Annotated in this window: 16 protein-coding genes; 13 read left to right on the top strand and 3 right to left on the bottom strand. The window is 69.4% G+C overall.

Going from position 1 to position 22,417, the window contains the following annotated elements:
* Window positions 1-139 precede the first annotated feature (139 nt).
* The 5 genes from NO900_RS15315 to polC all read left to right on the top strand — a co-directional run bounded on the left by NO900_RS15315 (window position 140) and on the right by polC (window position 10,152).
* Window positions 140-2,845 carry a heavy metal translocating P-type ATPase gene (locus NO900_RS15315; RefSeq protein WP_256409903.1) on the top strand — a complete coding sequence of 902 codons (2,706 nt, stop codon included), beginning with the start codon at window positions 140-142 and terminating at the stop codon, window positions 2,843-2,845.
* A 232-nt stretch (window positions 2,846-3,077) separates the two neighbouring features.
* The gene (locus NO900_RS15310; protein ID WP_256409902.1) at window positions 3,078-3,404 is read left to right on the top strand and encodes a DUF5783 family protein; all 327 of its coding nucleotides are present in this window, start codon (window positions 3,078-3,080) and stop codon (window positions 3,402-3,404) included.
* A 95-nt stretch (window positions 3,405-3,499) separates the two neighbouring features.
* Window positions 3,500-3,877, top strand: coding sequence for a NifU family protein (locus NO900_RS15305; protein ID WP_144799984.1), 378 nt, complete (start codon window positions 3,500-3,502; stop codon window positions 3,875-3,877).
* A gap of 181 nt (window positions 3,878-4,058) precedes the next feature.
* A complete protein-coding gene (locus tag NO900_RS15300; protein WP_256409901.1) occupies window positions 4,059-4,478 on the top strand; it encodes a PPC domain-containing DNA-binding protein in 420 nt (139 codons plus the stop codon).
* 16 nt (window positions 4,479-4,494) lie between these two features.
* Complete coding sequence (polC, locus tag NO900_RS15295) at window positions 4,495-10,152, top strand: DNA polymerase II large subunit (RefSeq protein ID WP_256409900.1); 5,658 nt, start codon at window positions 4,495-4,497, stop codon at window positions 10,150-10,152.
* 258 nt (window positions 10,153-10,410) lie between these two features.
* Here polC and NO900_RS15290 read toward each other — a convergent pair whose 3' ends face one another.
* The gene (locus tag NO900_RS15290; protein WP_256409899.1) at window positions 10,411-11,055 is read right to left on the bottom strand and encodes a bifunctional 4-hydroxy-2-oxoglutarate aldolase/2-dehydro-3-deoxy-phosphogluconate aldolase; all 645 of its coding nucleotides are present in this window, start codon (window positions 11,053-11,055) and stop codon (window positions 10,411-10,413) included.
* A 196-nt stretch (window positions 11,056-11,251) separates the two neighbouring features.
* On the opposite strand from NO900_RS15290, the gene NO900_RS15285 reads away from it, so the two are divergent.
* Entirely contained in the window at window positions 11,252-13,441 is a 2,190-nt protein-coding gene (locus tag NO900_RS15285) for an elongation factor EF-2 (protein WP_256409898.1), read from the top strand.
* Here the strand turns inward: NO900_RS15285 and NO900_RS15280 are convergent.
* The gene (locus NO900_RS15280; RefSeq protein ID WP_256409897.1) at window positions 13,438-14,217 is read right to left on the bottom strand and encodes a hypothetical protein; all 780 of its coding nucleotides are present in this window, start codon (window positions 14,215-14,217) and stop codon (window positions 13,438-13,440) included. The two genes, NO900_RS15285 and NO900_RS15280, sit on opposite strands and share 4 nt — an antisense overlap.
* A gap of 371 nt (window positions 14,218-14,588) precedes the next feature.
* On the opposite strand from NO900_RS15280, the gene NO900_RS15275 reads away from it, so the two are divergent.
* The 4 genes from NO900_RS15275 (at window position 14,589) to rpsJ (ending at window position 17,953) form a co-directional block, all read left to right on the top strand.
* Window positions 14,589-15,182 carry an amino acid-binding protein gene (locus NO900_RS15275; protein ID WP_256409896.1) on the top strand — a complete coding sequence of 198 codons (594 nt, stop codon included), beginning with the start codon at window positions 14,589-14,591 and terminating at the stop codon, window positions 15,180-15,182.
* Window positions 15,179-16,165, top strand: coding sequence for a homoserine dehydrogenase (locus NO900_RS15270; protein ID WP_256409895.1), 987 nt, complete (start codon window positions 15,179-15,181; stop codon window positions 16,163-16,165). Before NO900_RS15275 ends, NO900_RS15270 begins: the two co-directional genes overlap by 4 nt.
* A 210-nt stretch (window positions 16,166-16,375) precedes the next feature.
* Complete coding sequence (tuf, locus tag NO900_RS15265) at window positions 16,376-17,641, top strand: translation elongation factor EF-1 subunit alpha (protein ID WP_256409894.1); 1,266 nt, start codon at window positions 16,376-16,378, stop codon at window positions 17,639-17,641.
* Between the two features lie 3 nt (window positions 17,642-17,644).
* Complete coding sequence (gene rpsJ, locus NO900_RS15260) at window positions 17,645-17,953, top strand: 30S ribosomal protein S10 (RefSeq protein WP_004048854.1); 309 nt, start codon at window positions 17,645-17,647, stop codon at window positions 17,951-17,953.
* 74 nt (window positions 17,954-18,027) lie between these two features.
* Here rpsJ and NO900_RS15255 read toward each other — a convergent pair whose 3' ends face one another.
* Window positions 18,028-18,588: a rhomboid family intramembrane serine protease gene (locus NO900_RS15255; protein WP_256409893.1), complete on the bottom strand. Its 561-nt coding sequence runs from the start codon at window positions 18,586-18,588 to the stop codon at window positions 18,028-18,030.
* A gap of 193 nt (window positions 18,589-18,781) precedes the next feature.
* Here NO900_RS15255 and NO900_RS15250 point away from each other — a divergent pair, with 193 nt between their 5' ends.
* From NO900_RS15250 to NO900_RS15240, 3 genes are read left to right on the top strand one after another with little or no spacing between them, the layout of a single operon-like run.
* Window positions 18,782-20,017, top strand: coding sequence for a lysylphosphatidylglycerol synthase transmembrane domain-containing protein (locus tag NO900_RS15250; RefSeq protein ID WP_256409892.1), 1,236 nt, complete (start codon window positions 18,782-18,784; stop codon window positions 20,015-20,017).
* A gap of 22 nt (window positions 20,018-20,039) precedes the next feature.
* A complete protein-coding gene (locus NO900_RS15245) occupies window positions 20,040-21,221 on the top strand; it encodes an alpha-1 4-glucan-protein synthase (protein ID WP_256409891.1) in 1,182 nt (393 codons plus the stop codon).
* 39 nt (window positions 21,222-21,260) lie between these two features.
* A complete protein-coding gene (locus tag NO900_RS15240) occupies window positions 21,261-22,409 on the top strand; it encodes an extracellular solute-binding protein (RefSeq protein WP_256409890.1) in 1,149 nt (382 codons plus the stop codon).
* The last annotated feature ends 8 nt before the right edge of the window (window positions 22,410-22,417 follow it).

Raw genomic sequence — 22,417 nt, 5'->3', positions numbered from 1 at the left:
CAATCGCTCCGACTTCTCCTCTTCCCTTTCCTCGGTCTCTCGGGATCGGTAGCCGCTTTGCATTCGAAGGTTTCGACCCATCTGAACCCCCGATCGCGAAGCAGAAAACCGCCTAAGGGAGGGACACGTAGTAATAGATATGCCAACGAGAACAGCCCATCTGAACGTCACGGGGATGTCCTGCGCCAACTGCTCGGCGACGATCGAGGACGCACTCGGCGACCTCGACGGGGTGGTCTCGGCGAACGCCAACTACGCCACCGACGAGGGGTCGGTCGAGTACGACCCCGACGCGGTGTCGCTCGGCGAGATATTCGACGCGATCGAGGCCGCGGGCTACGGCGCGGTCAGCGAGACCGTCACCGTGGCGATCACGGACATGTCGTGTGCGAACTGCGCGGAGGCCAACGCCGACGCCCTCGAATCGACGCCGGGCGTGATCGAGGCCGACGTGAACTACGCGACCGACGAGGCGCGGGTCAGGTACAACCCCGCCGACGCCTCGCCCGGCGACCTCTACGACGCGGTCGAGTCGGCGGGCTACTCGCCGGTCCGGGAGAGAGGAGGTGACGCGGCCGACGGAGGAGAGTCCGGTGCGGAGACGGGCGAGAGCGACGCCCCACGGGACGCCCGCGACGCGGCCCGCGAGGAGGAGGTCCGCAGGCAGCTCCGCCTGACGCTCTTCGGGGCCGCGCTCGCGGCGCCGCTGCTCCTGTTCATGGCCGACCACCTCCTGTTCGACGGGGCGCTCTTCCCGGAGACCGTCTTCGGGATCCGGATCGGGTGGGTCCAGTTCCTGCTCGCGACGCCCGTGCAGGTCGTCCTGGGGCGCCCGTTCTACGAGAACTCCTACAAGGCGCTCGTGACGAACGGGCGCGCCAACATGGACGTGCTGATCGCGCTCGGCTCCACGACCGCGTACGCCTACTCGGTCGCGGCGCTCTCGGGCGCGATCGCCGGGAGCCTCTACTTCGACACGGCGGCGCTCATCCTCGTCTTCATCACTCTCGGCAACTACCTGGAGGCCCGCTCGAAGGGCCGGGCCGGCGAGGCGCTCCGGAGGCTCTTGGAGATGGAGGCCGACCGGGCCACCCTGATCGACGAGGACGGCGACGAGGAGGAGGTCCCGGTCGACGAGGTCGAGGTCGGCGACCGAATGAAGGTCCGGCCGGGCGAGAAGATCCCGACCGACGGCGTCGTCGTCGACGGGCGGAGCGCGGTCGACGAGTCGATGGTGACCGGCGAGGCCGTCCCGGTCGAGAAGCGCGAGGGCGACGAGGTGATCGGCTCGACGATCAACGAGAACGGCGCGCTCGTCGTCGAGGCGACCAAGGTCGGCGCCGACACCGCGCTTCAGGGGATCGTCCGGACCGTCAAGGAGGCGCAGTCGCGTCAGCCCGACATCCAGAACCTCGCCGACCGCATCTCGGCGTACTTCGTCCCGGCGGTCATCGTCAACGCCCTGCTGTGGGGGGCCGTCTGGTACCGCTTCCCCGCGGCGCTCGCCGCGTTCGTGAACGGCCTCCCGCTGTGGGGGCTCGTCGCGGGCGGCCCCGCGGTCGCCGGCGGCGCGGTCTCCGTCTCGGAGTTCGCGATCGTCGTCTTCGCCTCCGCGGTGCTCATCGCCTGCCCCTGCGCGCTGGGGCTGGCGACGCCGGCCGCGACGATGGTCGGCACCGCGATCGGCGCCGGCCACGGCGTCCTGTTCAAGGGCGGCGACGTGCTCGAACGCGCCAGGGACGTCGACACCGTCGTCTTCGACAAGACCGGGACGCTCACCGAGGGCGAGATGGAGCTGACGGACGTCGTCGCGTTCGACCGCGACGGCGACCCGGTCCCCGACGGCGGCGCGGCGCGGCGAGCCGAGTCCGAGGACGGCGACGCCGCGACTTCGGACGCCGATCCCGACCCCGCGACTCCGGACGCCGAGCGCGACGCCGAGGACGAGGTGCTCCGGCTCGCCGCCGCCGCGGAGCGCGACAGCGAGCACCCGCTCGCCCGCGCCATCGTCGAGGGCGCGCGCGAACGCGGCCTAGAGGTCCCCGAGCCGGAAACGTTCGAGAACGTCCCCGGACAGGGGGTCCGCGCGACGGTCGACGGGAGCGAGGTCCTCGTCGGGAACCGCAAGCTGCTGGCCGACGAGGGGGTCGACGCCTCGGCCGCGACCGAGACGATGGAACGTCTCGAACGCGAGGGGAAGACGGCGATGCTCGTCGCTCGCGCGCCCGCTGACACGAACGGCGGGGAGCTGATCGGCGTCGTCGCCGACGCCGACACGGTCAAGGAGAGCGCCGCGGAGGCCGTGGCGGCCCTCCGCAACCGCGCGATCGACGTGATGATGATCACCGGCGACAACGAGCGCACCGCCCGCGCCGTCGCCGAGCGGGTGGGCATCGACCCCGAGAACGTCCGGGCGGGCGTCCTGCCGGAGGACAAGTCCGACGCCGTCGAGGCGATCCAGGCCGACGGCCGGAAGGCGATGATGGTCGGCGACGGCGTCAACGACGCGCCGGCGCTCGCGGTCGCGCACGTCGGCACCGCCATCGGGAGCGGCACCGACGTGGCGATCGAGGCCGCCGACGTGACGCTGATGCGCGACGACCCGCTCGACGTGGTGAAGGCGATCCGCGTCTCGGACGCGACGCTTCGGAAGATCAAACAGAACCTCGTCTGGGCGCTCGGCTACAACACGCTGATGATCCCGCTCGCCTCGCTCGGCCTGCTCCAGCCCGCGCTGGCCGCGGGGGCGATGGCGCTCTCCAGCGTGAGCGTGCTGACGAACAGCCTGCTGTTCCGCCGGTACGACCCCGACCGCGACTACCGGCTGCTCGGCCGGCTGCGGTAGTCGCCGTTGCGGACGCGGTCTCTCGCGCGTCTCCGTCGACCTCGGTCGAGCGGCGGATCCGCACTCGCGCGGTTTTGATATAGCGCTATACAATTCACCAAGCGCTCGTCCCCGTATTTTCCGCCTTTCGGTAACGGCGCCTCTCAGCGCTCCGAGGCGGCGCTTGCCGTCGTTTTCCGGCGTCCCGCCCGCGATCGACCGGCTTTTTCCTCGTCGGGCCGTCCGACGAGACATGGCCGACGAGTTCGACCCCGAGAAGTTCGAGGACAAGTACGCGAACTACTTCAACGAGCTCCAGCGGGCGTACAAGAACGCGTTCAACCACATGAACGAGCGTCACGACTCCCAGCTCATCCACGGGATCGACCAGACCATCCTCAACGAGTCCGAGCCGTTCTACGAGGACGGCGAGTTCCGCGTCGAGCTCCCCGAGAACCCCCGCGATCGGCTGGAGGGCGTCCTCGTCGACGACGAGACGTTCGAGGAGACCCTCGAGGAGTACGTCGAGCGGATCGAGGCGGAGCTCCACCGGACGTTCCAGGTCGACCGGCCGGAGTAGCGTCTCCCCCCGATTCGTCGTTCGAGACGCCGGTTCTCGCGGTTCGAGTTCGGTCGAACCAAAGGCATAAGCCCGCCGACCGCCAACTCGCTGGCATGAGCACGGACACGGCCGACGGGGAAAACGAGCTCCGCGAGCGGATCACGAACTTCCTGCGGCGCAACTTCCCGCAGATCCAGATGCACGGCGGGAGCGCCGCGATCAGCCACCTCGACCGCGAGAACGGCGAGGTCACGATCCAGCTCGGGGGCGCCTGCTCCGGCTGCGGCATCTCGCCGATGACGATCCAGGCGATCAAGTCCCGGATGGTCAAGGAGATCCCGGAGATCGAGACGGTCCACGCCGACACGGGCATGGACTCGGGCGCCGACGGCGACCTCGGCGGGACCAGCAGCGGCGGGATGTCTCCCTCGTTCCCCGGCGAGACGACCGACGACGGCGGCGACGACGAAGGTCCGCAGGCCCCGTTCTAAGCGCGTCGCCTCTCGATTCCTCGTTTCCGACGCCTCTGCTCCCCTAGCGACGGATCTGTGCGTTCCCGCTGTGAAGCCGCGTTCGAAGAATAAACCCGTATTCGCTATACCAATTCGGATCCGGTCGGCCGCGACACCGCGACTGAAGCCTTTTTGCCCTCGGCGACCGTGGGCGATTCCTATGCACCACCGGGAAGTCGAGACGACGGCGGAGTACGTCGCCCGATTCGAAACCGGCGCCGACTGGCGCGAGGAGATCGAGGACCTCGCCCGCGCGGAGGACGTCGAGGCGGGCTGGTTCACGGCGCTCGGCGCCGTGCAGGACGCCGACGTCTGGTTCTACGACCAGGAGGACACCGAGTACCGGTCGGTGACCTTCGACGAGCCGCTGGAGGTCGCCGCATGCGTCGGGAACGTCTCGCTGCTCGACGGCGACGTGTTCGCGCACACCCACGCCGTGCTGTCGCGCCCGAGCGGGCAGGCGCTCGCCGGGCACCTCGACTCCGGGACGGTCTGGGCGGGCGAGTGTCACCTGCGCGCGTTCGACGAGCCGCTGGAGCGGTCGCACGACGAGACGACCGACCTCGACCTATGGCTGTGAGGCGGCGCTCGCGGCGATGAGGCCCGACGACGAGCGCTACTTCGCCCGGATCGAAGACCGGCTCGACGAGGCGCTGGAGCTCGCGGAGACGGCGAAGGGGCAGGGGTACGACCCGGAGCCCGAGGTGGAGATCCCCGTCGCCCGCGACATGGCGGACCGCGTCGAGAACATCCTCGGCATCGACGGCGTCGCGGAGCGCGTCCGCGAGCTCGAAGGGGAGATGTCCCGCGAGGAGGCGGCCTTAGAGCTCGTCACCGACTTCGTCGAGGGGACCGTCGGCGACTACGACTCCCGCGCCGGGAAGGTCGAGGGCGCGGTCCGGACCGCGGTCGCCCTGCTCACGGAGGGGGTCGTCGCCGCCCCGATCGAGGGGATCGACCGCGTCGAGCTCCTGGAGAACGACGACGGCACCGAGTTCGTCAACGTCTACTACGCCGGACCGATCCGGTCGGCGGGCGGGACCGCGCAGGCGCTGTCGGTGCTCGTCGCCGACTACGCCCGATCGCTCTTGGGCATCGATCGGTACAAGCCGCGCGACGTGGAGGTCGAGCGCTACGCCGAGGAGATCGCCCTCTACGACAAGGACACCGGGCTCCAGTACACGCCGAAGGACAAGGAGTCGAAGTTCATCGCGGAGCACATCCCCGTCATGCTCGACGGGGAGGCGACGAGCGACGAGGAGGTCTCCGGCTTCCGCGACCTCGAGCGCGTCGACACGAACTCCGCGCGCGGCGGGATGTGCCTCGTCGCCGCCGAGGGGATCGCGCTGAAGGCCCCGAAGATCCAGCGGTACACCCGCGACCTCGACGAGGTCGACTGGCCCTGGCTCCAGGACCTGATCGACGGGACGATCGGGGATGACGGGGCCGGCGAGGGCGACGCGGCGGCGTCCGGTGAGGATGACGGCGAACCGGGAGCGGACGGCGGTGAGACCGACGCGGACGACGCCGGAGACGCCGGCGACGAGGGAGGCGAGTCCGGCGGCGAGGAGCCCGACGGCCCGCCGCGCGCGAAGCCCTCGCAGAAGTTCCTCCGCGACCTGATCGCGGGTCGGCCCGTGTTCACCCATCCGAGCGAGGCGGGCGGCTTCCGGCTCCGGTACGGTCGCGCGCGCAACCACGGGTTCGCGACCGGCGGGGTCCACCCGGCGACGATGCACCTCGTCGACGACTTCCTCGCGGCCGGCACGCAGATCAAGACGGAGCGCCCGGGGAAGGCCCACGGGGTCGTCCCTGTCGACTCCATCGAGGGGCCGACGGTCCGGCTCGCGAACGGCGAGGTCCGGCGCATCGACGACCCCGAAGAGGCGAAGGAGGTCCGCAACGGCGTCGAGAAGGTGCTCGACCTGGGCGAGTACCTCGTCAACTACGGGGAGTTCGTCGAGAACAACCACCCGCTCGCGCCCGCCTCGTACGTCTCCGAGTGGTGGGTCAAGGAGTTCGCCGACGCCGGCGCCGACGTGCAGGCCCTGCGCGACGACCCCCACGTCGACCTCGAACACCCCGAGGTCGACGAGGCACTCGCGTGGGCGCGCGAGTACGACTGCCCGCTCCATCCCGAGTACACCTACCTCTGGCACGACGTGTCGGTCGCGGCGTTCGAGGCCCTCGCCGAGGCGGTCGCCGACGGCGACGTGGTCGAGGGCGTCCTCGCGATCGAGCGCACGGAGGCGACGCAAACGGCCTTGGAGGCGCTGCTGGTCGAGCACACCGCCACGCCCGACGCGCTCCGGATCCCGACGTGGCGCCCGCTCGCGCGGTCGCTTGGCGTCGACGACGGGCTCCGGAAGACGTGGAGCGCGGACGACCTCTCGGCGGCGGCCCGCGAGTGGGCCGACGGCGACAACGCCGTGAAGGCCGTCAACGAGGTCGCGCCGTTCGAGATACGAGAGCGCGCGCCGACCCGGATCGGCAACCGGATGGGCCGGCCCGAGAAGTCGGAGAGCCGCGACCTCTCCCCGGCGGTCCACACCCTGTTCCCGATCAACGAGGCCGGCGGCCCCCAGCGCGACGTCGCCGAGGCCGCGAGCGTGATGGACGACTCGGGCCACCGCGGCCGGCTGGAGGTCGAGGTCTCCGACCGGGTCTGTCCCGACTGCGGCGAGCACACGTACAAGGCGCGCTGTCCCGACTGCGAGGTCCACACCGAGCCCCACTACGAGTGCAACGACTGCGGCACCGTCTGCGAGCCCGACGAGGCCGGCCGCGTCGAGTGCCCGCGCTGCGAGTGGGAGGTGCGGGCGGCGACGTACCAGGAGGTCGACCTCAACGACGCCTACCGCTCCGCGCTGGAGACCGTCGGCGAGCGCGAGGCCTCCTTCGAGATCCTGAAGGGGGTCCAGGGGCTCACCTCGCGGAACAAGACCCCCGAGCCGATCGAGAAGGGGATCCTCCGCGCGAAGAACGGCGTCACGTCGTTCAAGGACGGCACGGTCAGATACGACATGACGGACCTCCCGGTCACGTCGGTCCGGCCCGAGGAGCTCGACGTCACCGCCGACCACCTCCGCGAGATCGGCTACGAGACCGACATCGACGGCGAGCCGCTGCGCCACGACGACCAGCTCGTCGAGCTCCGGGTCCAAGACATCGTCCTCTCCGACGGCGCCGCCGAGCACATGCTGCGGACCGCCGACTTCGTCGACGACCTCCTCGAACAGTTCTACGGGCTCCCCCGCTTCTACGAGGTGAACGAGCGCGACGACCTCGTCGGCGAGCTCGTCTTCGGGATGGCCCCCCACACGAGCGCCGCGACTGTCGGGAGAGTGGTGGGATTCACGTCGGCCGCCGTCGGATACGCTCATCCGTACTTTCACGCCGCGAAACGGCGGAACTGCTTCCACCCGGAGACGGAGATCAAGTACCGAGACGAAGCGGGTTGGCAGCGCGAGAGTATCGAGACCTTCGTTGAGGATTGGTTGGATGACCCTGAGACAGACGACTTCGGAACGCTCGTGGACGAACTCGATGGCTCAATCGAAGTCCCTTCGATCGACGAATGCGGAAACAGGTCGACACAGTCGGTGACTGCTATCTCGAAACACCCGAGTCAGGACCATCTCGTTCGGGTCGAGACTCGGCGTGGACGCTCTATTCGCGTGACGCCCGACCACGAGATGCTGCGAGTCGAGGACGGAAGTGTTCAGAAGGTCGCCGCGAACGAACTGGAGTCCGGTGATTTGGTTCCAGCGACGACTGTCGATTACGAGACGTCGGCGGCCGTCACCGCTGATGTGACTGCGGACGGAGGGATTAAGCCGGACGTAGTCGATTCGATCGAACTCCTCGAAAGCGACGTTGAATACACCTACAATCTCACGGTCGCCGAGACGCACACGCTCGCGGCGAACGATTTACTGGTCGCTCAGTGTGACGGCGACGAGGATTGCGTAATGCTGCTCATGGACGGACTTCTCAACTTCTCGAAGGAGTACCTCCCCGATCAGCGTGGCGGCAGTGTCGCCGAGGACTCCCGACTCGTCGCTCGCGATCCACAGGGGCGGATCCGATACCTCACATTCGAGGAGTTCTGGAACGAGCTCGAATCGCCCGTCGAAGTCGATGGAAAGTTCAAGAAACGAACGTGCGTACACGAAGGCTGGCAGACGTACACGTTCGACGAGGGTCACGAGTCGAGTCTCCAACCGATTGAGAAGGCGATCCGATACCGCGCCGACGAGGACGAGACCCTGCTCAGGGTCGAGACGCAGTTCGGACGATCGCTCGATATCACGCCGAATCACAGTCTGTTTCGGTACGATGACGGTATCGAAGAAGTCGCCGGCGATGACCTCGAAGTCGGCGACCTCGTCGTCGCACCACAGCAGTTCGACGTCGAGCCGCAGGCCGGCAACGTCGTCGACGTCGCGGAGTGCGTCGACGACCCCTACGTGTTCATCGACGAATCGGTTGAATCCTATCTCCGAGAGGTGTGGGACGAGGCGCCGTGGGGAAGTGACGCTCGCGCTGCCTTCGACGGCGGACTCTCGTATCGACTCTCGAAAAAGAAGGTCGCCTTGCGAACCCTCCGTGATATCGAAGGGGTATCACGAAACTGGCGCGCCGAGTGGAACCCGCAGATCGGTCGCAAGGGATCCTCGAAGGGCGTCTCGCGGTATATCCCGATGAACGAGGACTTCTCGTGGCTTCTCGGACTGTTCGCCGCTGAGGGATCGACCTCGTCCGTTCGACCAACTATCACCAACGCCGACGAGGAGGTCGTCCGACGGGCCGAGCGCATCATCACGGATACGCTCGGCGTCGAACCGTCGGTACGGTGGTCGAACAAGGCGTACGAAATCGGGTTCCCGGCCGTGTTCGAGGACGTCTTGTTCGAACTCGGCTTCCGTGACGAGGAGTCGTACGATTCGAGCGAAAAGGTCGTTCCCGAACCGATCCGCCGCGGCGACCGATCGGTGGTACGGTCGTTCTTACGTGGATTCATTACTGGAGACGGGAGCGAAACGACCGACGAAAATCACACGTCGATCAGATTCCATACGACGAGTGAAGACCTCAAAGACGGGATCGTCTTCCTGCTCCACCGACTCGGCATCGTTGCCAACGTCTCGACGCGCGACAGAGAGACGCCTCGACAACGGATCTACACGGTGACCGTCTCCGGCGGGGCATCGGACAACCCGCTTCGACGCGTCCTCAATGGCGAGGATCCATATCAACCGAAGAGTCTCACGGTCGGCGTTCCTGAGGAGCTCCTCGAAATCAGGCGCATGGACATCTCGGGTATCACCGAGCTCATCCCGAAATACCTCAAGCGACGTGAAAACATCAGTCTCGAACAGTTGGAGTCGATCGTCGGGACGCTCGACGAGCGCGACCTCCCACCCGTCGCACGCGAGAATCTCGACGCGATCCGTCCGCTCGTTGACGGTGACCTCGCGTATCTCCGGGTTACCGACGTAGATCGCATCGATTACGACGGCCACCTCTACGACTTGCAGGTCGGCGGTGACCCGGTGTTCACGGCCAACTGGCTGTACGCTCACAACTCCATGGACGCCCCGCTCGTGATGTCCTCGCGGATCGATCCCTCCGAGATCGACGACGAGGCGCACAACATGGACATCGTGCGCGAGTACCCGCGCGAGTTCTACGAGGCGACGCTCGATCTGACCGACCCGGAGGAGCTGGCGGACCGCATTCAGCTCGGCGAGGACACGCTGGGCACCGACGACGAGTACCACGGGTTCGACCACACCCACGACACGACGGATATCGCGATGGGCCCGGACCTATCGGCGTACAAGACGCTCGGCGACATGATGGAGAAGATGGACGCGCAGCTGGAGCTGGCCCGGAAGCTCCGCGCGGTCGACGAGACCGACGTGGCCGAGCGGGTCATCGAGTACCACTTCCTCCCGGACATCATCGGGAACCTCCGGGCGTTCTCGCGGCAGGAGACGCGGTGTCTCGACTGCGGCGAGAAGTACCGCCGGATGCCACTCTCGGGCGACTGCCGCGAGTGCGGCGGCCGGGTGAACCTCACCGTCCACCGGGGGTCGGTGAACAAGTACGTCGACACGGCGATCGAGGTCGCCGACCGGTTCGGCTGTCGGCCCTACACGAAACAGCGGCTGAAGGTGTTAGAGGAGTCGCTCGAATCGATCTTCGAGGACGACACCAACAAGCAGTCGGGCATCGCGGACTTCATGTGACGCGCCGCGACCGCCGCCGCGGCACGGACCGTGACGGCGTGACCCGGCCCGCCGGGGGAGGAGGGGAGAGGGGGGATTTCCGCCGGCGGGCTCGGAAACGGGTGCCGACAGGGTTCTCGGGACGACTCCCAGCGGTGTGCCTCTCGTCGTGCGGGCGGGCTGGAAGCCGTCTCGGCGTCGGCCTCTCGCGCTATTGTCTGTTTGGCATGGTCTGGCATGCCATTGAAATTCCGGAGACCGACGCGACGCTGCTCCCGTTCAGTCGTCGGTCCGCGCCTCCGCGACGACCCGCGTGAACTCCCGGGCGGTCTCGGTGATCTCGTCGTAGTCGCCGCGTTCGGCCGCGTCGTAGTCGACGAGCGCGCCGCCGGCGCCGACCGCGAACGCCCCGGCCTCGACGTAGTCGCCGGCGTTGTCCGGACCGACGCCGCCGGTCGGCATCATCGGGATCTGGCCGAGCGGGCCCTTCATCGCGGCGAGGTGGTCCGGACCGACCGTCTTCGCGGGGAACACCTTCACGAAGTCGGCGCCGGCCTCGTAGCCGCGGATCGCCTCCGTCGGCGTCATCACGCCGGGCGCGGTGACGGCGCCGTAGCGGTTGCAGGTCTCGATCACGTCCTCGTGGAGGCTCGGCGAGACGACGAACTCCGCGCCGGCCATCAGCGTGGTCCGGGCGGTCTCGCTGTCGAGGACGGTGCCGGTCCCGACGACGACCTCGTCGCCGAACGAGCCCGCGACCTCGCCGAGCTTCCCGGCGACGTCGGGCGTGTCCGCGGTGATCTCGACGGTGGTGACCCCGCCCTCGCGGAGCGCCTCCGTGATCTCGATGAGCCGATCGGCCTCGACCCCGCGCAGCACCGCGACGACGCCGGTGTCGGCGAGCCGAGAGAGCGTCTCGTTCATACGCCTCGGTCCCGCACCGAGCACTTAAATCCGCGTGGAGACGGCCGCCGCGCAACGGCGGTCGTCCGCCTCGGTGGTCCCCGTCGGACCGTGCGACCGATCGGCACGAAATCGCCGGTGATCGGGGCGATCCGCGCCGAAACGGCCGCGGAGAAACACTACCCTTTTGACCCTGCTATCGGTAACAAGCGGTATAATGGGCCGACGCAAGAAGATCGTTCAAGAGTGCGAGCGGCTGATGGACACGCCGGGGAACATCCGGAACATCGCCATCGCCGCCCACGTCGACCACGGGAAGACGACGCTCTCCGACAACCTGCTGGCCGGCGCCGGCATGATCTCCCAGGACACCGCGGGCGAGCAGCTCGCGATGGACACGAAGGAGGACGAACAGGAGCGGGGGATCACCATCGACGCGGCGAACGTCTCGATGACCCACGAGTACGGCGACACCAACCACCTCGTCAACCTCATCGACACGCCGGGCCACGTCGACTTCGGGGGCGACGTCACCCGCGCCATGCGCGCGGTCGACGGCGCGCTGGTGGTCGTCGACGCCGTCGAGGGCGCCATGCCCCAGACCGAGACGGTGCTCCGCCAGGCGCTCCGCGAGGGCGTGAAGCCGGCGCTGTTCATCAACAAGGTCGACCGCCTCATCTCGGAGCTCCAGGAGGGGCCCCAGGAGATGCAGGAGCGGCTGATGTCGGTCATCGCCGACGTCAACGAGCTCATCCGCGGGATGGCCGAGAACATGGACGACATCCCCGAGGACTGGACCGTCTCCGTCGAGGACGGCACGGTCGGGTTCGGCTCCGCGCTGTACAAGTGGGGCGTCTCGATGCCGTCGATGCAGCGGACCGGCATGGACTTCGGCGACATCATGGAGCTCGAACGGGCCGACAAGCGCGACGAGCTCCACGAGCGGACGCCGCTCTCGGACGTCGTGCTCGACATGGTCTGCGAGCACTTCCCGAACCCGGTCGACGCCCAGCCCCGCCGCGTCCCGCGCATCTGGCGCGGCGACGCGGACAGCGAGCTGGCCGACACGATGCGACTGGTCGACGAGGACGGCGAGGTCGTCTTCATGGTCACCGACATCTCCATGGACCCGCACGCGGGCGAGATCGCGACGGGTCGCGTCTTCTCCGGCACGCTGGAGAAGGGCCAGGAGCTGTACGTCTCCGGCACGGCCGGGAAGAACCGGATCCAGAGCGTCGGCCTGTTCATGGGGTCCGAGCGCGAGGAGGTGGACCGCGTCCCGGCGGGGAACATCGCGTCCGTCACCGGACTGCGCGACGCCATCGCCGGCTCCACCGTCTCCTCGGTCGAGATGACGCCGTTCGAGTCGATCGAGCACATCTCCGAGCCGGTCATCACGAAGTCCGTCGAGGCCCAGAACATGGACGACCTGCCGAAGCTCATCGAGACGCTCCAGCAGGTCGCCAAGGAGGACCCGACGATCCAGATCGAGATCAACGAGGACACGGGCGAGCACCTCATCAGCGGGCAGGGCGAGCTCCACCTCGAAGTGATCACCCAGCGGATCCGCGACAACCAGGGCATCCCGGTCATCACCGGCGAGCCGATCGTCGTCTTCCGCGAGCAGCCCCAGGAGGCGTCCCGCGAGGTCGAGGGGCAGTCGCCGAACCGCCACAACAAGTTCTACCTCACGGTCGAGCCGATGGCCCAGGAGATCGTCGACGCCATCCAGCTCGGCGAGGTCTCGATGGACATGCCCGAGCTTGAGCGCCGGGAGGCGCTCCAGGAGGCCGGCATGGACAAGGACACCTCCCAGAACGTCGAGGACATCCACCGGACCAACATCCTCATCGACGACACGAAGGGGATCCAGCACCTCAACGAGACGATGGAGCTCGTCCTCGAAGGGCTCCAAGAGGCGCTCGACGACGGGCCGCTCGCCGCCGAGCCGGTCCAGGGGTCGCTGTTCCGGCTGCACGACGCGAAGCTCCACGAGGACACCATCCACCGCGGGCCCGCGCAGGTCATCCCCGCCGTCCGCGACGCGGTCCACCGCGCGCTGATCGACGGCGAGGTCCGCCTGCTGGAGCCGATTCAGGACGTCCGGATCGACGTGCCCTCGGAGCACATGGGCGCCGCGTCCGGCGAGATCCAGGGCCGCCGCGGCCGCGTCGACGACATGTATCAGGAGGGCGACCTGATGGTCGTCGAGGGCATCGCGCCCGTCGAGGAGATGATCGGCTTCTCCTCCGACATCCGCTCGGCCACCGAGGGCCGCGCCTCGTGGAACACCGAGAACGCGGGCTTCCGCGTCCTCGTCGACAACCTCCAGCGCGAGAAGATCATGGAGATCCGCGAGCGCAAGGGGATGAAGCTCGAACTGCCGTCGTCGATCGACTACTTCTAAGTCGACGACGCGGTCCGCGGTCTGCCTCGGTTTAGCTGTCTTCCGTTTTGCGGCGTCTCCCCGTAATCGATAGCGCTCGCCCCTCGAATCCGGCGCGGATCCTCGCGGTTGCAGTCACCCGACGAAGGTGACCGTCTCCGTGATCTCGCACCGAAGGTCCCGGTCTCGATCCGGCCGCCGACCCCTCGCAGCCACGTCTTCACTACCGGAACGGTGACGCTCGACTCCATGGTCGCGTCCACTTCGGTCCCGTCGCCGTCGGCGGACCTCGAGTAGTTCTGGAGCGGATTCACGGCCCCTCGGCCGCTCCCGGCGTCGAACGCGTGGCTGATCTCGCTGTGTCCGGCCACGTCGTCGTCCGGCGTGTCCCCGTACGCGTTGGCGTTCGAGAAGAAGACCGTCCCCGCACCGTCTCCGTCCAGTCCGAGGCGGAGCGAGAGGCGCGGTCGGCCGAGGACGTAGTTCCACTCCCGGTTTTCGTCGTCCACGGTCGCCTCGTAGCTGACGACGCGGGTCCCGTCGTCGTCGAACCGGTCGGAGCCGTCGTTCGGTCCCTGCACCGTCAACACGAGGGTCGCGTCGACCGCCTCGCCGTCGAACCGATCGGTGTCCCGGTCGATGATCGCCCAGTCCCCGTGCCCGCCCTCGACGGGAGGGCCCCACGAGGGCGGTTCGTCCGGTGATCCGACCGTTTCCATCGCCAGGTCCGCCCCGATCAGTCCCGTCATCGCGAGCGCGACGTATCTCAGGGCCGTTCGCCTGTCGGTGGAGGGCATCGCTGCGGACGGTACCGCGGGCGGTGGAAAATGTCTTTTGCCCGCTTCGAGGGCCGTAACACACGCTGCGCCCGCGCGCTCCGTCGAAATGTGCCGCTCCCCGTCGGACCACCCCCGCCGCTTTCCGTGCCGTGAGTTCACACGCCGACGAGCGAGGCAACGCCTGCCATCGCCGAAGGCTTATACCCGATCCCCCGACTTCCTTCTGGTATGCAGACGGGCACGACTCCCGCTCGGCGCACCGCGACGGAGCCAGCAAGCGACCGCTCCGCGTCGCCGACAGGACCGTGCCGAACCGCGACCACACCGCCGGTCGCACCGCCCTCGACGGTCGCGGACGCCGACTCCGCCGGCCTCGCGGAGGTGGCCGCGTGAGCGACGCCCGCGACGGGGTCCCCGAGGAGGCGGCGGACGACGAGGACGCCAGCCCCGACGGCGGGCACGCCTCGGCGACGCCGTCGACGCACACGGTGCGGCTCGAACTCGTCGACGAGCCGGGCCAGCTGCTCGCCGCCCTCCGGCCGATCGCCGACAACGGGGGCAACCTCCTCTCGATCTACCACGAGCGGGGGAACAAGACCCCGCGCGGTCGGATCCCGGTCGAGGTCGACTTCGAGGCGACCCAGGAGCGGTTCGAGGGGATCGTCGAGGCGCTCCGGACCGAGGGCGTGAACGTGATGCAGGCGGGGACGGAGCGGTACGCCGAGGAGGTGACCCTCCTCCTGTTCGGCCACCTCATCGACACCGACCTCTCCGACACGCTCTCGCGGATCGAGGCCTGCGAGTCGGCGTCGGTCGCCGACGTGTCGCTCGCGGCGCCGCAGGGCACCGAGGAGGCGTCGAGCGCCCGGCTCCGCCTGGAGGCCCGCGCCGGCGAGACGGAGGCCGCGCTCGCGGCGGTCCGGGAGCTGGCCGAGGAGAAGGAGCTGCGGCTCGTCGAGCCGCTCACGGGGGTGGAGGCGTGAGACTCGCCGTTATCGGGGCGGGCGCGGTCGGACGCTCCGTCGTCGAGCTCGCGGGCGAACACGGCCACGAGGTCGTCGCGGTCGCGGACTCCGCGTCGGCGACCGTCGCCGACGGGACGGGCGGCCGGGGCGTCGGCGTCGACCCCGACGCCGTGGTGGCCCGCAAGGCGGAGCGCGGGATCGTCGGCGACGGCGACCCCGAGGACGCGCTGGCGGCCGACTACGACGTCCTCGTCGAGGCGACGCCGACGACGCTCGGCGACGCCGAGCCCGGCTTCTCGCACGTGACCCGCGCGCTGGAGCGCGACCGCCACGCCGTGCTCGCGAACAAGGGCCCGGTCGCGGAGCGGTTCGGCGACCTGCGGCGGGCCGTCGCCGACAGCGCGGGCGAGATCCGGTTCGAGGCGACCGTCGGCGGCGCCATCCCGGCGGTCTCGACCGTCGAGGACATCGAGCCCGGACACGTCACGGCGGTCCGGGGGGTGCTCAACGGGACGGCGAACTTCATCCTCACGCGGATGGCCGCCGAGGGGCTCGACTACGAGCACGTGCTCGCGGAGGCGCAGGACCTCGGCGTCGCCGAGGCGGACCCCTCGTTCGACGTCGACGGGACCGACGCGGCGCTGAAGTGCGTCATCCTCGCGAACGTGCTCTCGTTCGGCGCGGCCGACGACCCGGCCGCCGCCCGGGAGTTCACGCTCGACGACGCCGACGTCTCCGGGATCCGCGACGTCCCCGGCTCGGCGCTGCGGCTCGCGGCCGAGGACGGCCGGACGGTCCGGCTCATCGGCGAGGCGACGGGCGAGACGGTCCGCGTCGCGCCGCGGCTCGTCCCCGAGAACGGGACGCTCGCGGTCTCCGGCACGCAGAACATCGTCCAGATCGAGACCGAGCACGCCGGCCGGCTCAACATCTCGGGCCGGGGCGCCGGCGGGCCGGAGACCGCGAGCGCGGTGCTCGGCGACGTCGGGCGGTTGGAGTAGGTCGCCCTCGGCCCGGACCGCGTCGCGGCGACGTCGACCGCAGCCCCACCGGTGACGCCGACCGCGCCCCCGCCCGTGCGCCGCTGTGCCGTGCCCCGCGTTGTCGAGAATCGCCGGACCGCGGCGCGAAACTCTGTGAGCCGTATCGAAACCGTTTTAGTGGAATCTACCGAAACTTACTCACAGAGCGCCTTAGCGCGTGATTACCCCATGAGTGACAAACCGCACCAGAACCTGGCCATCATCGGCCACGTCGACCACGGCAAGAGCACGCTCGTGGGTCGCCTCCTCTTCGAGACGGGGAGCGTCCCCGAGCACGTAATCGAGCAGCACCGCGAGGAAGCCGAAGAGAAGGGCAAGGGCGGCTTCGAGTTCGCCTACGTGATGGACAACCTCGCCGAGGAGCGCGAGCGCGGCGTCACGATCGACATCGCCCACCAGGAGTTCGACACGGACAACTACTACTTCACCATCGTCGACTGCCCGGGCCACCGTGACTTCGTGAAGAACATGATCACGGGCGCCTCGCAGGCCGACAACGCGGTGCTCGTCGTCGCGGCCGACGACGGCGTCGCGCCCCAGACCCGAGAGCACGTGTTCCTGGCCCGCACGTTGGGGATCAACGAGCTCATCATCGGCGTCAACAAGATGGACCTGGTCGACTACCAGGAGTCCACCTACAAGGAGGTCATCGGCGAGGTCGAGGACCTGCTCAACCAGGTCCGCTTCGCGACCGACGACACGACCTTCGTGCCGATCTCCGCGTTCGAGGGCGACAACGTCGCCGAGCCCTCCGACAACACGCCGTGGTACGACGGCCCCACCCTGCTGGAGTCGCTCAACGACCTGCCGGAGTCCGAGCCGCCGACGGACGCGCCGCTCCGACTCCCCATCCAGGACGTCTACACCATCTCCGGCATCGGGACCGTCCCCGTGGGACGCGTCGAGACCGGAGTCCTCAACACCGGCGACAACGTCTCCTTCCAGCCGTCCGACGTGGGCGGCGAGGTGAAGACGGTCGAGATGCACCACGAGGAGGTGCCCAAGGCCGAGCCTGGCGACAACGTCGGGTTCAACGTCCGCGGCATCGGCAAGGACGACATCCGCCGCGGGGACGTCTGCGGCCCCGCCGACGACCCGCCGAGCGTCGCCGAGACGTTCAAGGCGCAGGTCGTCGTCATGCAGCACCCGTCGGTCATCACGGCCGGCTACACCCCGGTCTTCCACGCCCACACGGCGCAGGTCGCCTGTACGATCGAGGAGATCAACCAGAAGATCGATCCCTCGTCCGGTGAGGTCGCCGAGGAGAACCCGGACTTCATCAAGTCCGGCGACGCCGCGGTCGTCACCGTGCGCCCCCAGAAACCGCTCAGCATCGAGCCCTCCGGCGAGATCCCGGAGCTCGGCAGCTTCGCCATCCGCGACATGGGCCAGACCATCGCGGCCGGCAAGGTGCTCGAAGTCAACGAGCGATAATCGATGCAGCAGGCACGCGTCCGCCTCGCCGGCACGAGCCCCGAGGACCTCGACGACATCTGCGACGACGTCCGCGAGATCGCGGACTCGACGGGGGTCGCCCTGTCGGGCCCGATCCCGCTGCCGACGAAGACGCTGGAGATCCCGTCGCGAAAGTCCCCGGACGGTGAGGGGACGGCGACGTGGGAGCACTGGGAGATGCGCGTCCACAAGCGGCTGATCGACATCGACGCCGACGAGCGCGCGCTCCGCCAGCTCATGCGCGTCCAAGTGCCGAACGACGTCAGCATCGAGATCGTTCTCGAAGACTAAGCGCTAGGGCGTCCCTCGCTCTCTCCGTTTTATTCCCGCCGCCAGCGGCGGCGCCGCGCTTCGCCTCCCGTTTCTCACCGCACGTCCAGCAGTCCGACCCGGCCCGCGACGAGGCCGCAGAACGCGCCGACGGCGTGGGCGATCAGCGCGACGCCGGGCGCGGCGGTCGTCGCGGTGAGCGCGACGGCGGCGAGCCCGAACAGCGCGAACTGCGCGCGCGGCGGGAGCCGCAGCCGGTCGAACAGGGTCGCGGTCACCACGTTGCCGGCGAGGAGGTAGCCGCCGAGCGCGAACACCGCGCCGCTCAGGCCCAACACCGCCGTCGGCGGGCCGAACAGCCCGCCGAGCGTCACCTGCGCGATCCCGGCGAGCGCCCCGGTCGTCGCCACGAACGCGTGGAAGCGGAGCCGGGTCGTCCGGCGCTCGACGAGGGGGCCGACGAGCAGCAGGACGAGCCCGTTCGCCAGCAGGTGGCCGATCGACCCGTGCGCGTACACGCTGGTGAGGACCGTCCAGGGCGCCGCCGACAGCGGGGTCGACAGCGCGAGGAGCCCCGCGAGGCCGACGAGCCGGAGCGCGCCCTGCGCGATCCCGACGAGCGCGGCGGCCGCGAGGGTTTCGAGGGTCGCGCGCATCGGTCTCCCGTTCGCGTCGGACCGACTTAAGCGCGGCCGCGTCGCCGCCGGGAGCCCGTGTCCCGAACCGTCAGCGTTATATGTTTTAGGGTGACCTAAATCAACGTATGACCGTCGAACCGCGCCTCGAACGCCGTCGTCTCGGAGCGACGGCGGGCCGGCCGCGTCCGGTCCGCAGCGAGGGGTCGCGACCGTGACCCCAGCCGGGCTCCGGGCCCGACTCCGGGCCGGCGTCTCCCGCGAGCGCCTCACCCTCGTCGGAACGCTCCTCGTCCTCGGGGTCGGCGCGGCGTTCGTCGCGCGCGGCCTCGACGCGGACGCGGCCGTCGCGGCGATGGCGACGGCCGACCCGACGCTCCTCGCCGTCGCGACCGGCGTCTACCTGCTCTCGTGGCCGGTCAGGGGGCGGCGGTACGGCGACGTGCTCGCGGCCATGGGCCGCCGCTGCCGGACCGGGTTCCTCACCGCGACCGTCTTCGCCAGCCAGACCGCGAACCTCGCGATCCCCGCGCGCGCCGGTGACGGTGTCCGCGCGTACCTGCTCAAGGAGCGGCGGGACGTCCCGTACCCGACCGGCGTCGCCTCGCTCGCCGTCGAGCGCGCCTTCGACCTCGTGGCGATCGGCGTCCTCGGCGGGACCGGGCTCGCGCTCCTGCTCCTCACCGGGCGATCGCCCGGTTCGGGTGACTCGGTGGGGGCCGTCGCGCCGTCGACCGCGCTCGCGGCCGCCGGCGGTATCGCCGCGGTCGCCGCGGCCGCGTCGGTCGCGACCGTTGCGGTCGCCCGGAGCGACCGGCGGTTCGGACCCGCCCTCCGCGACCGGCTCGCGCGCTCGGAGACCGACCGCCCGCGCCTCTCGGACGCCGTCGACGCCCTCGTCCGGTTCGGGGCGTCCGTCCGGGTCGTCGCCGCCGACCCCCGCCGCCTCGGTGCGGTGTTCCTGTGGAGCGTCCTCGTCTGGGCGCTCGACGTCCTCACGGCGGTGCTCGTGCTCGCCGCGCTCACCGGGGGGATCGGGGGGGCCGTCCCGACGCCGACCCTGTTCGTCGTCGGGACGCTCGCGGTCAGCGTCGGCAACCTCGCGAAGGTGCTCCCCCTCTCGCAGGGCGGGATCGGGCTGTACGAGGCCGCGTTCACCGGCCTCGTCGTGAGCGCGACGGGGCTCCCGGTCGAGACGGCGCTCGCGGCGGCGATCCTCGACCACGCGCTGAAGAACGCCGTCACGCTCGCGGGCGGCGGCGTCGCCGCGCTCGCGCTCGGCCTCTCGCCGACGGCCGGCCCCGCGTCGGACGGCGAGCCGAACCCCTCGGTGAAGGCCGACGGGGGGAGCGTCGCCGGCGAGCCCGGGACGGGCGGGGCGCGCGGCGACGCGGCGCCGGACGCGAGCGCGGAAGCCGAGTCGTCGGGTCCCGGACCGTCAGACTTTTAGGTTAGCCTAAAAACCTCGGAGTATGGAAGAACGCCGCCCAGACGCCGCGAGCGGGGACATCTGCGTGATCGTCCCCACGATCCGAGAGTACGAGTGCCTCCGCGAGTACGTCGCCAACGCCCGCGACCACGGGTTCGACGTCTCGCGGCTCCACTTCGTCCTCGTCACCAAGGACTTCTGTGACGTCGACGAGATGCGCGCCATGCTTGACGACCTCGACGTCTCCGGCGATGTGTTCGACGGGACGCGCCGCGAGGAGTGGTACGAGACCAACGGGGTCGCGGAGTACGGCCACGTCGTCCCGGCCGCGAGCCACGCCGAGACGAGCTTCGGCCTGCTGTACATGTGGGCCGACGACTCGTTCGACTACGGCGTGTTCATCGACGACGACACGCTCCCGCACGACGACGTCGACTACTTCGGCCGCCACATGGAGAACCTCGCGTTCGGCGGTTCGATCGAGCGCGTGAGCTCGGACGAGAACTGGGTGAACGTCCTCTACGACAACGCCGACGAGCACGGGCTCTACCCGCGCGGCTACCCGTACTCGGCGATGGACGAGACGGTCGAGACCGACGCCGTCGAGGTCGAGGCCGGGGAGGTCGTCGCCTCGCAGGGCCTGTGGACGAACGTCCCCGACCTCGACGCGGTCCGGATCCTGATGGACGGCGACCTGGAGGGCCAGGCGCAGACCCGCACGACCGCCGACGACTTCGGCGAGGACTTCGTCGCCGCGCGCGGCGACTACCTCACCGTCTGCTCGATGAACCTCGCGTTCCGCCGCGAGGTGATCCCGGCGTTCTACCAGCTCCCGATGGACGACAACGAGTGGGACGTGGGCCGCTTCGACGACATCTGGTCGGGTCTGTTCTTAAAACGCGCCTGCGACGTGCTCGGCAAGCGGATCTACAACGGCGACCCGCTGTGCGAACACAACAAGGCCCCGCGCTCGACGTTCGACGACCTCGCGAACGAGGTGGCCGGGCTGGAGCTGAACGAGCACGTCTGGGAGGTCATCGACGAGGCGGGCGCCGACGCCGACTCGTACGCGGCCGTCTTCGGGGAGATGGCCGACGCGCTCGCCGAGGGCGACTTCTCCGAGTGGAACAACGGCGCGTTCCTCAACCACTGCGGGGAGTACATGCGCGACTGGCTCGACTGCCTCGACGGGATCCGGCGGACGCCGGCGGTCGCGGACGACTGAACCGACACGATTAAAACTGTTTAGGTAAGCCTAAAACACATGACGAACCACGAATCCGACGAACGCGACATCGGCGGGCGAAACGTGCGACGACGGAAGTTCCTCGCGGCGGCGGGGGGAGTCGGTATCGCCGGTCTCGCCGGCTGTAACGAGACCGACGACGGGGGCGACGGCGGCGCCGGCGGCGGGGCCGTCGGCCAGATCGGCTCCGGCCGCGCGGGGCGCGACGCCCCCGGCGGCACGCCGATGGCCGAGATGCCCCCGCTGGAGGGCGAGCTCACCGTCTACTCCGGCCGAGGGGAGTTCCTCGTCGGCGAGCTCGTCAGCTACATCGACGGCCTGTACGACGACCTCGACCTGACCGTCCGGTACGGCGGGTCCACCGACCTCGTCAACCAGATCGCCAACGAGGGCGAGGGATCGCCGGCCGACGTGTTCTACTCGGTCAACGCCGGCGCGCTCGGCGCGCTGGCCGACGAGGGGCGCACGCAGGCGCTCCCGGACGACATCGCCGAGCTGGTCCGCGAGGAGTTCCGCACGGAGCAGTGGGTCGGCACCTCCGGGCGGGCCCGGACGGTCCCGTACAACACCGACGAGTTCTCCGAGGAGGACCTGCCGGACGACATCATGGCGTACCCCGACGAGTTTGAGGGCGACCTCGGCTGGGCGCCGTCGTACGGCTCCGCGCAGGCGTTCATCACCGCGATGCGGCTCCTCGAGGGCGAGGAGGCCACCCGCGAGTGGCTCGAGGCGATGGTCGAGCGCGGCGCCGCGACGTACCCGGACGAGTTCGTCACCTGCCAGGAGATCGCCGACGGCGAGATCGACGCCGCGTTCACGAACCACTACTACATCCAGCGCGTGCTCGACGGGAACCCGGAGGCGCCGATCGCCACCTCGTTCACCGAGGGCGACGCGGGCGCCGTCTTCAACGTCGCCGGCGCCGCGGTCGTCGACAGCGCCGCCGACGCCGACCTCGCCGCGAACTTCGTGCGCCACCTGCTGTCGGCGGAGGCGCAGGACTACTTCGCGCGGTCCACCTTCGAGTACCCGCTGATCCCCGACGTCGAACCCATCGGCGACCTCCCGACGATCGACGAGCTCGACGTCCCGGACATCGACCTCTCGGAGCTGTCGAACCTCGAACCGACGATCGACCTCATGCGCGAGGCCGGCGTCGAGATCTGAGCTCACCC

The sequence above is a fragment of the Halorubrum rutilum genome (assembly GCF_024494565.1).
This window is presented reverse-complemented; position numbering and strand designations above follow the sequence as displayed.

Coding starts and splice junctions, on each gene's coding strand:
- NO900_RS15290 (WP_256409899.1), bottom strand. CDS start 11,055: ATGAACGAGACGCTCTCTCGGCTCGCCGACACCGGCGTCGTCGCGGTG.
- NO900_RS15245 (WP_256409891.1), top strand. CDS start 20,040: ATGGAAGAACGCCGCCCAGACGCCGCGAGCGGGGACATCTGCGTGATC.
- rpsJ (WP_004048854.1), top strand. CDS start 17,645: ATGCAGCAGGCACGCGTCCGCCTCGCCGGCACGAGCCCCGAGGACCTC.
- NO900_RS15305 (WP_144799984.1), top strand. CDS start 3,500: ATGAGCACGGACACGGCCGACGGGGAAAACGAGCTCCGCGAGCGGATC.
- NO900_RS15310 (WP_256409902.1), top strand. CDS start 3,078: ATGGCCGACGAGTTCGACCCCGAGAAGTTCGAGGACAAGTACGCGAAC.
- tuf (WP_256409894.1), top strand. CDS start 16,376: ATGAGTGACAAACCGCACCAGAACCTGGCCATCATCGGCCACGTCGAC.
- NO900_RS15315 (WP_256409903.1), top strand. CDS start 140: ATGCCAACGAGAACAGCCCATCTGAACGTCACGGGGATGTCCTGCGCC.
- polC (WP_256409900.1), top strand. CDS start 4,495: ATGAGGCCCGACGACGAGCGCTACTTCGCCCGGATCGAAGACCGGCTC.
- NO900_RS15285 (WP_256409898.1), top strand. CDS start 11,252: ATGGGCCGACGCAAGAAGATCGTTCAAGAGTGCGAGCGGCTGATGGAC.
- NO900_RS15240 (WP_256409890.1), top strand. CDS start 21,261: ATGACGAACCACGAATCCGACGAACGCGACATCGGCGGGCGAAACGTG.
- NO900_RS15280 (WP_256409897.1), bottom strand. CDS start 14,217: ATGCCCTCCACCGACAGGCGAACGGCCCTGAGATACGTCGCGCTCGCG.
- NO900_RS15300 (WP_256409901.1), top strand. CDS start 4,059: ATGCACCACCGGGAAGTCGAGACGACGGCGGAGTACGTCGCCCGATTC.
- NO900_RS15255 (WP_256409893.1), bottom strand. CDS start 18,588: ATGCGCGCGACCCTCGAAACCCTCGCGGCCGCCGCGCTCGTCGGGATC.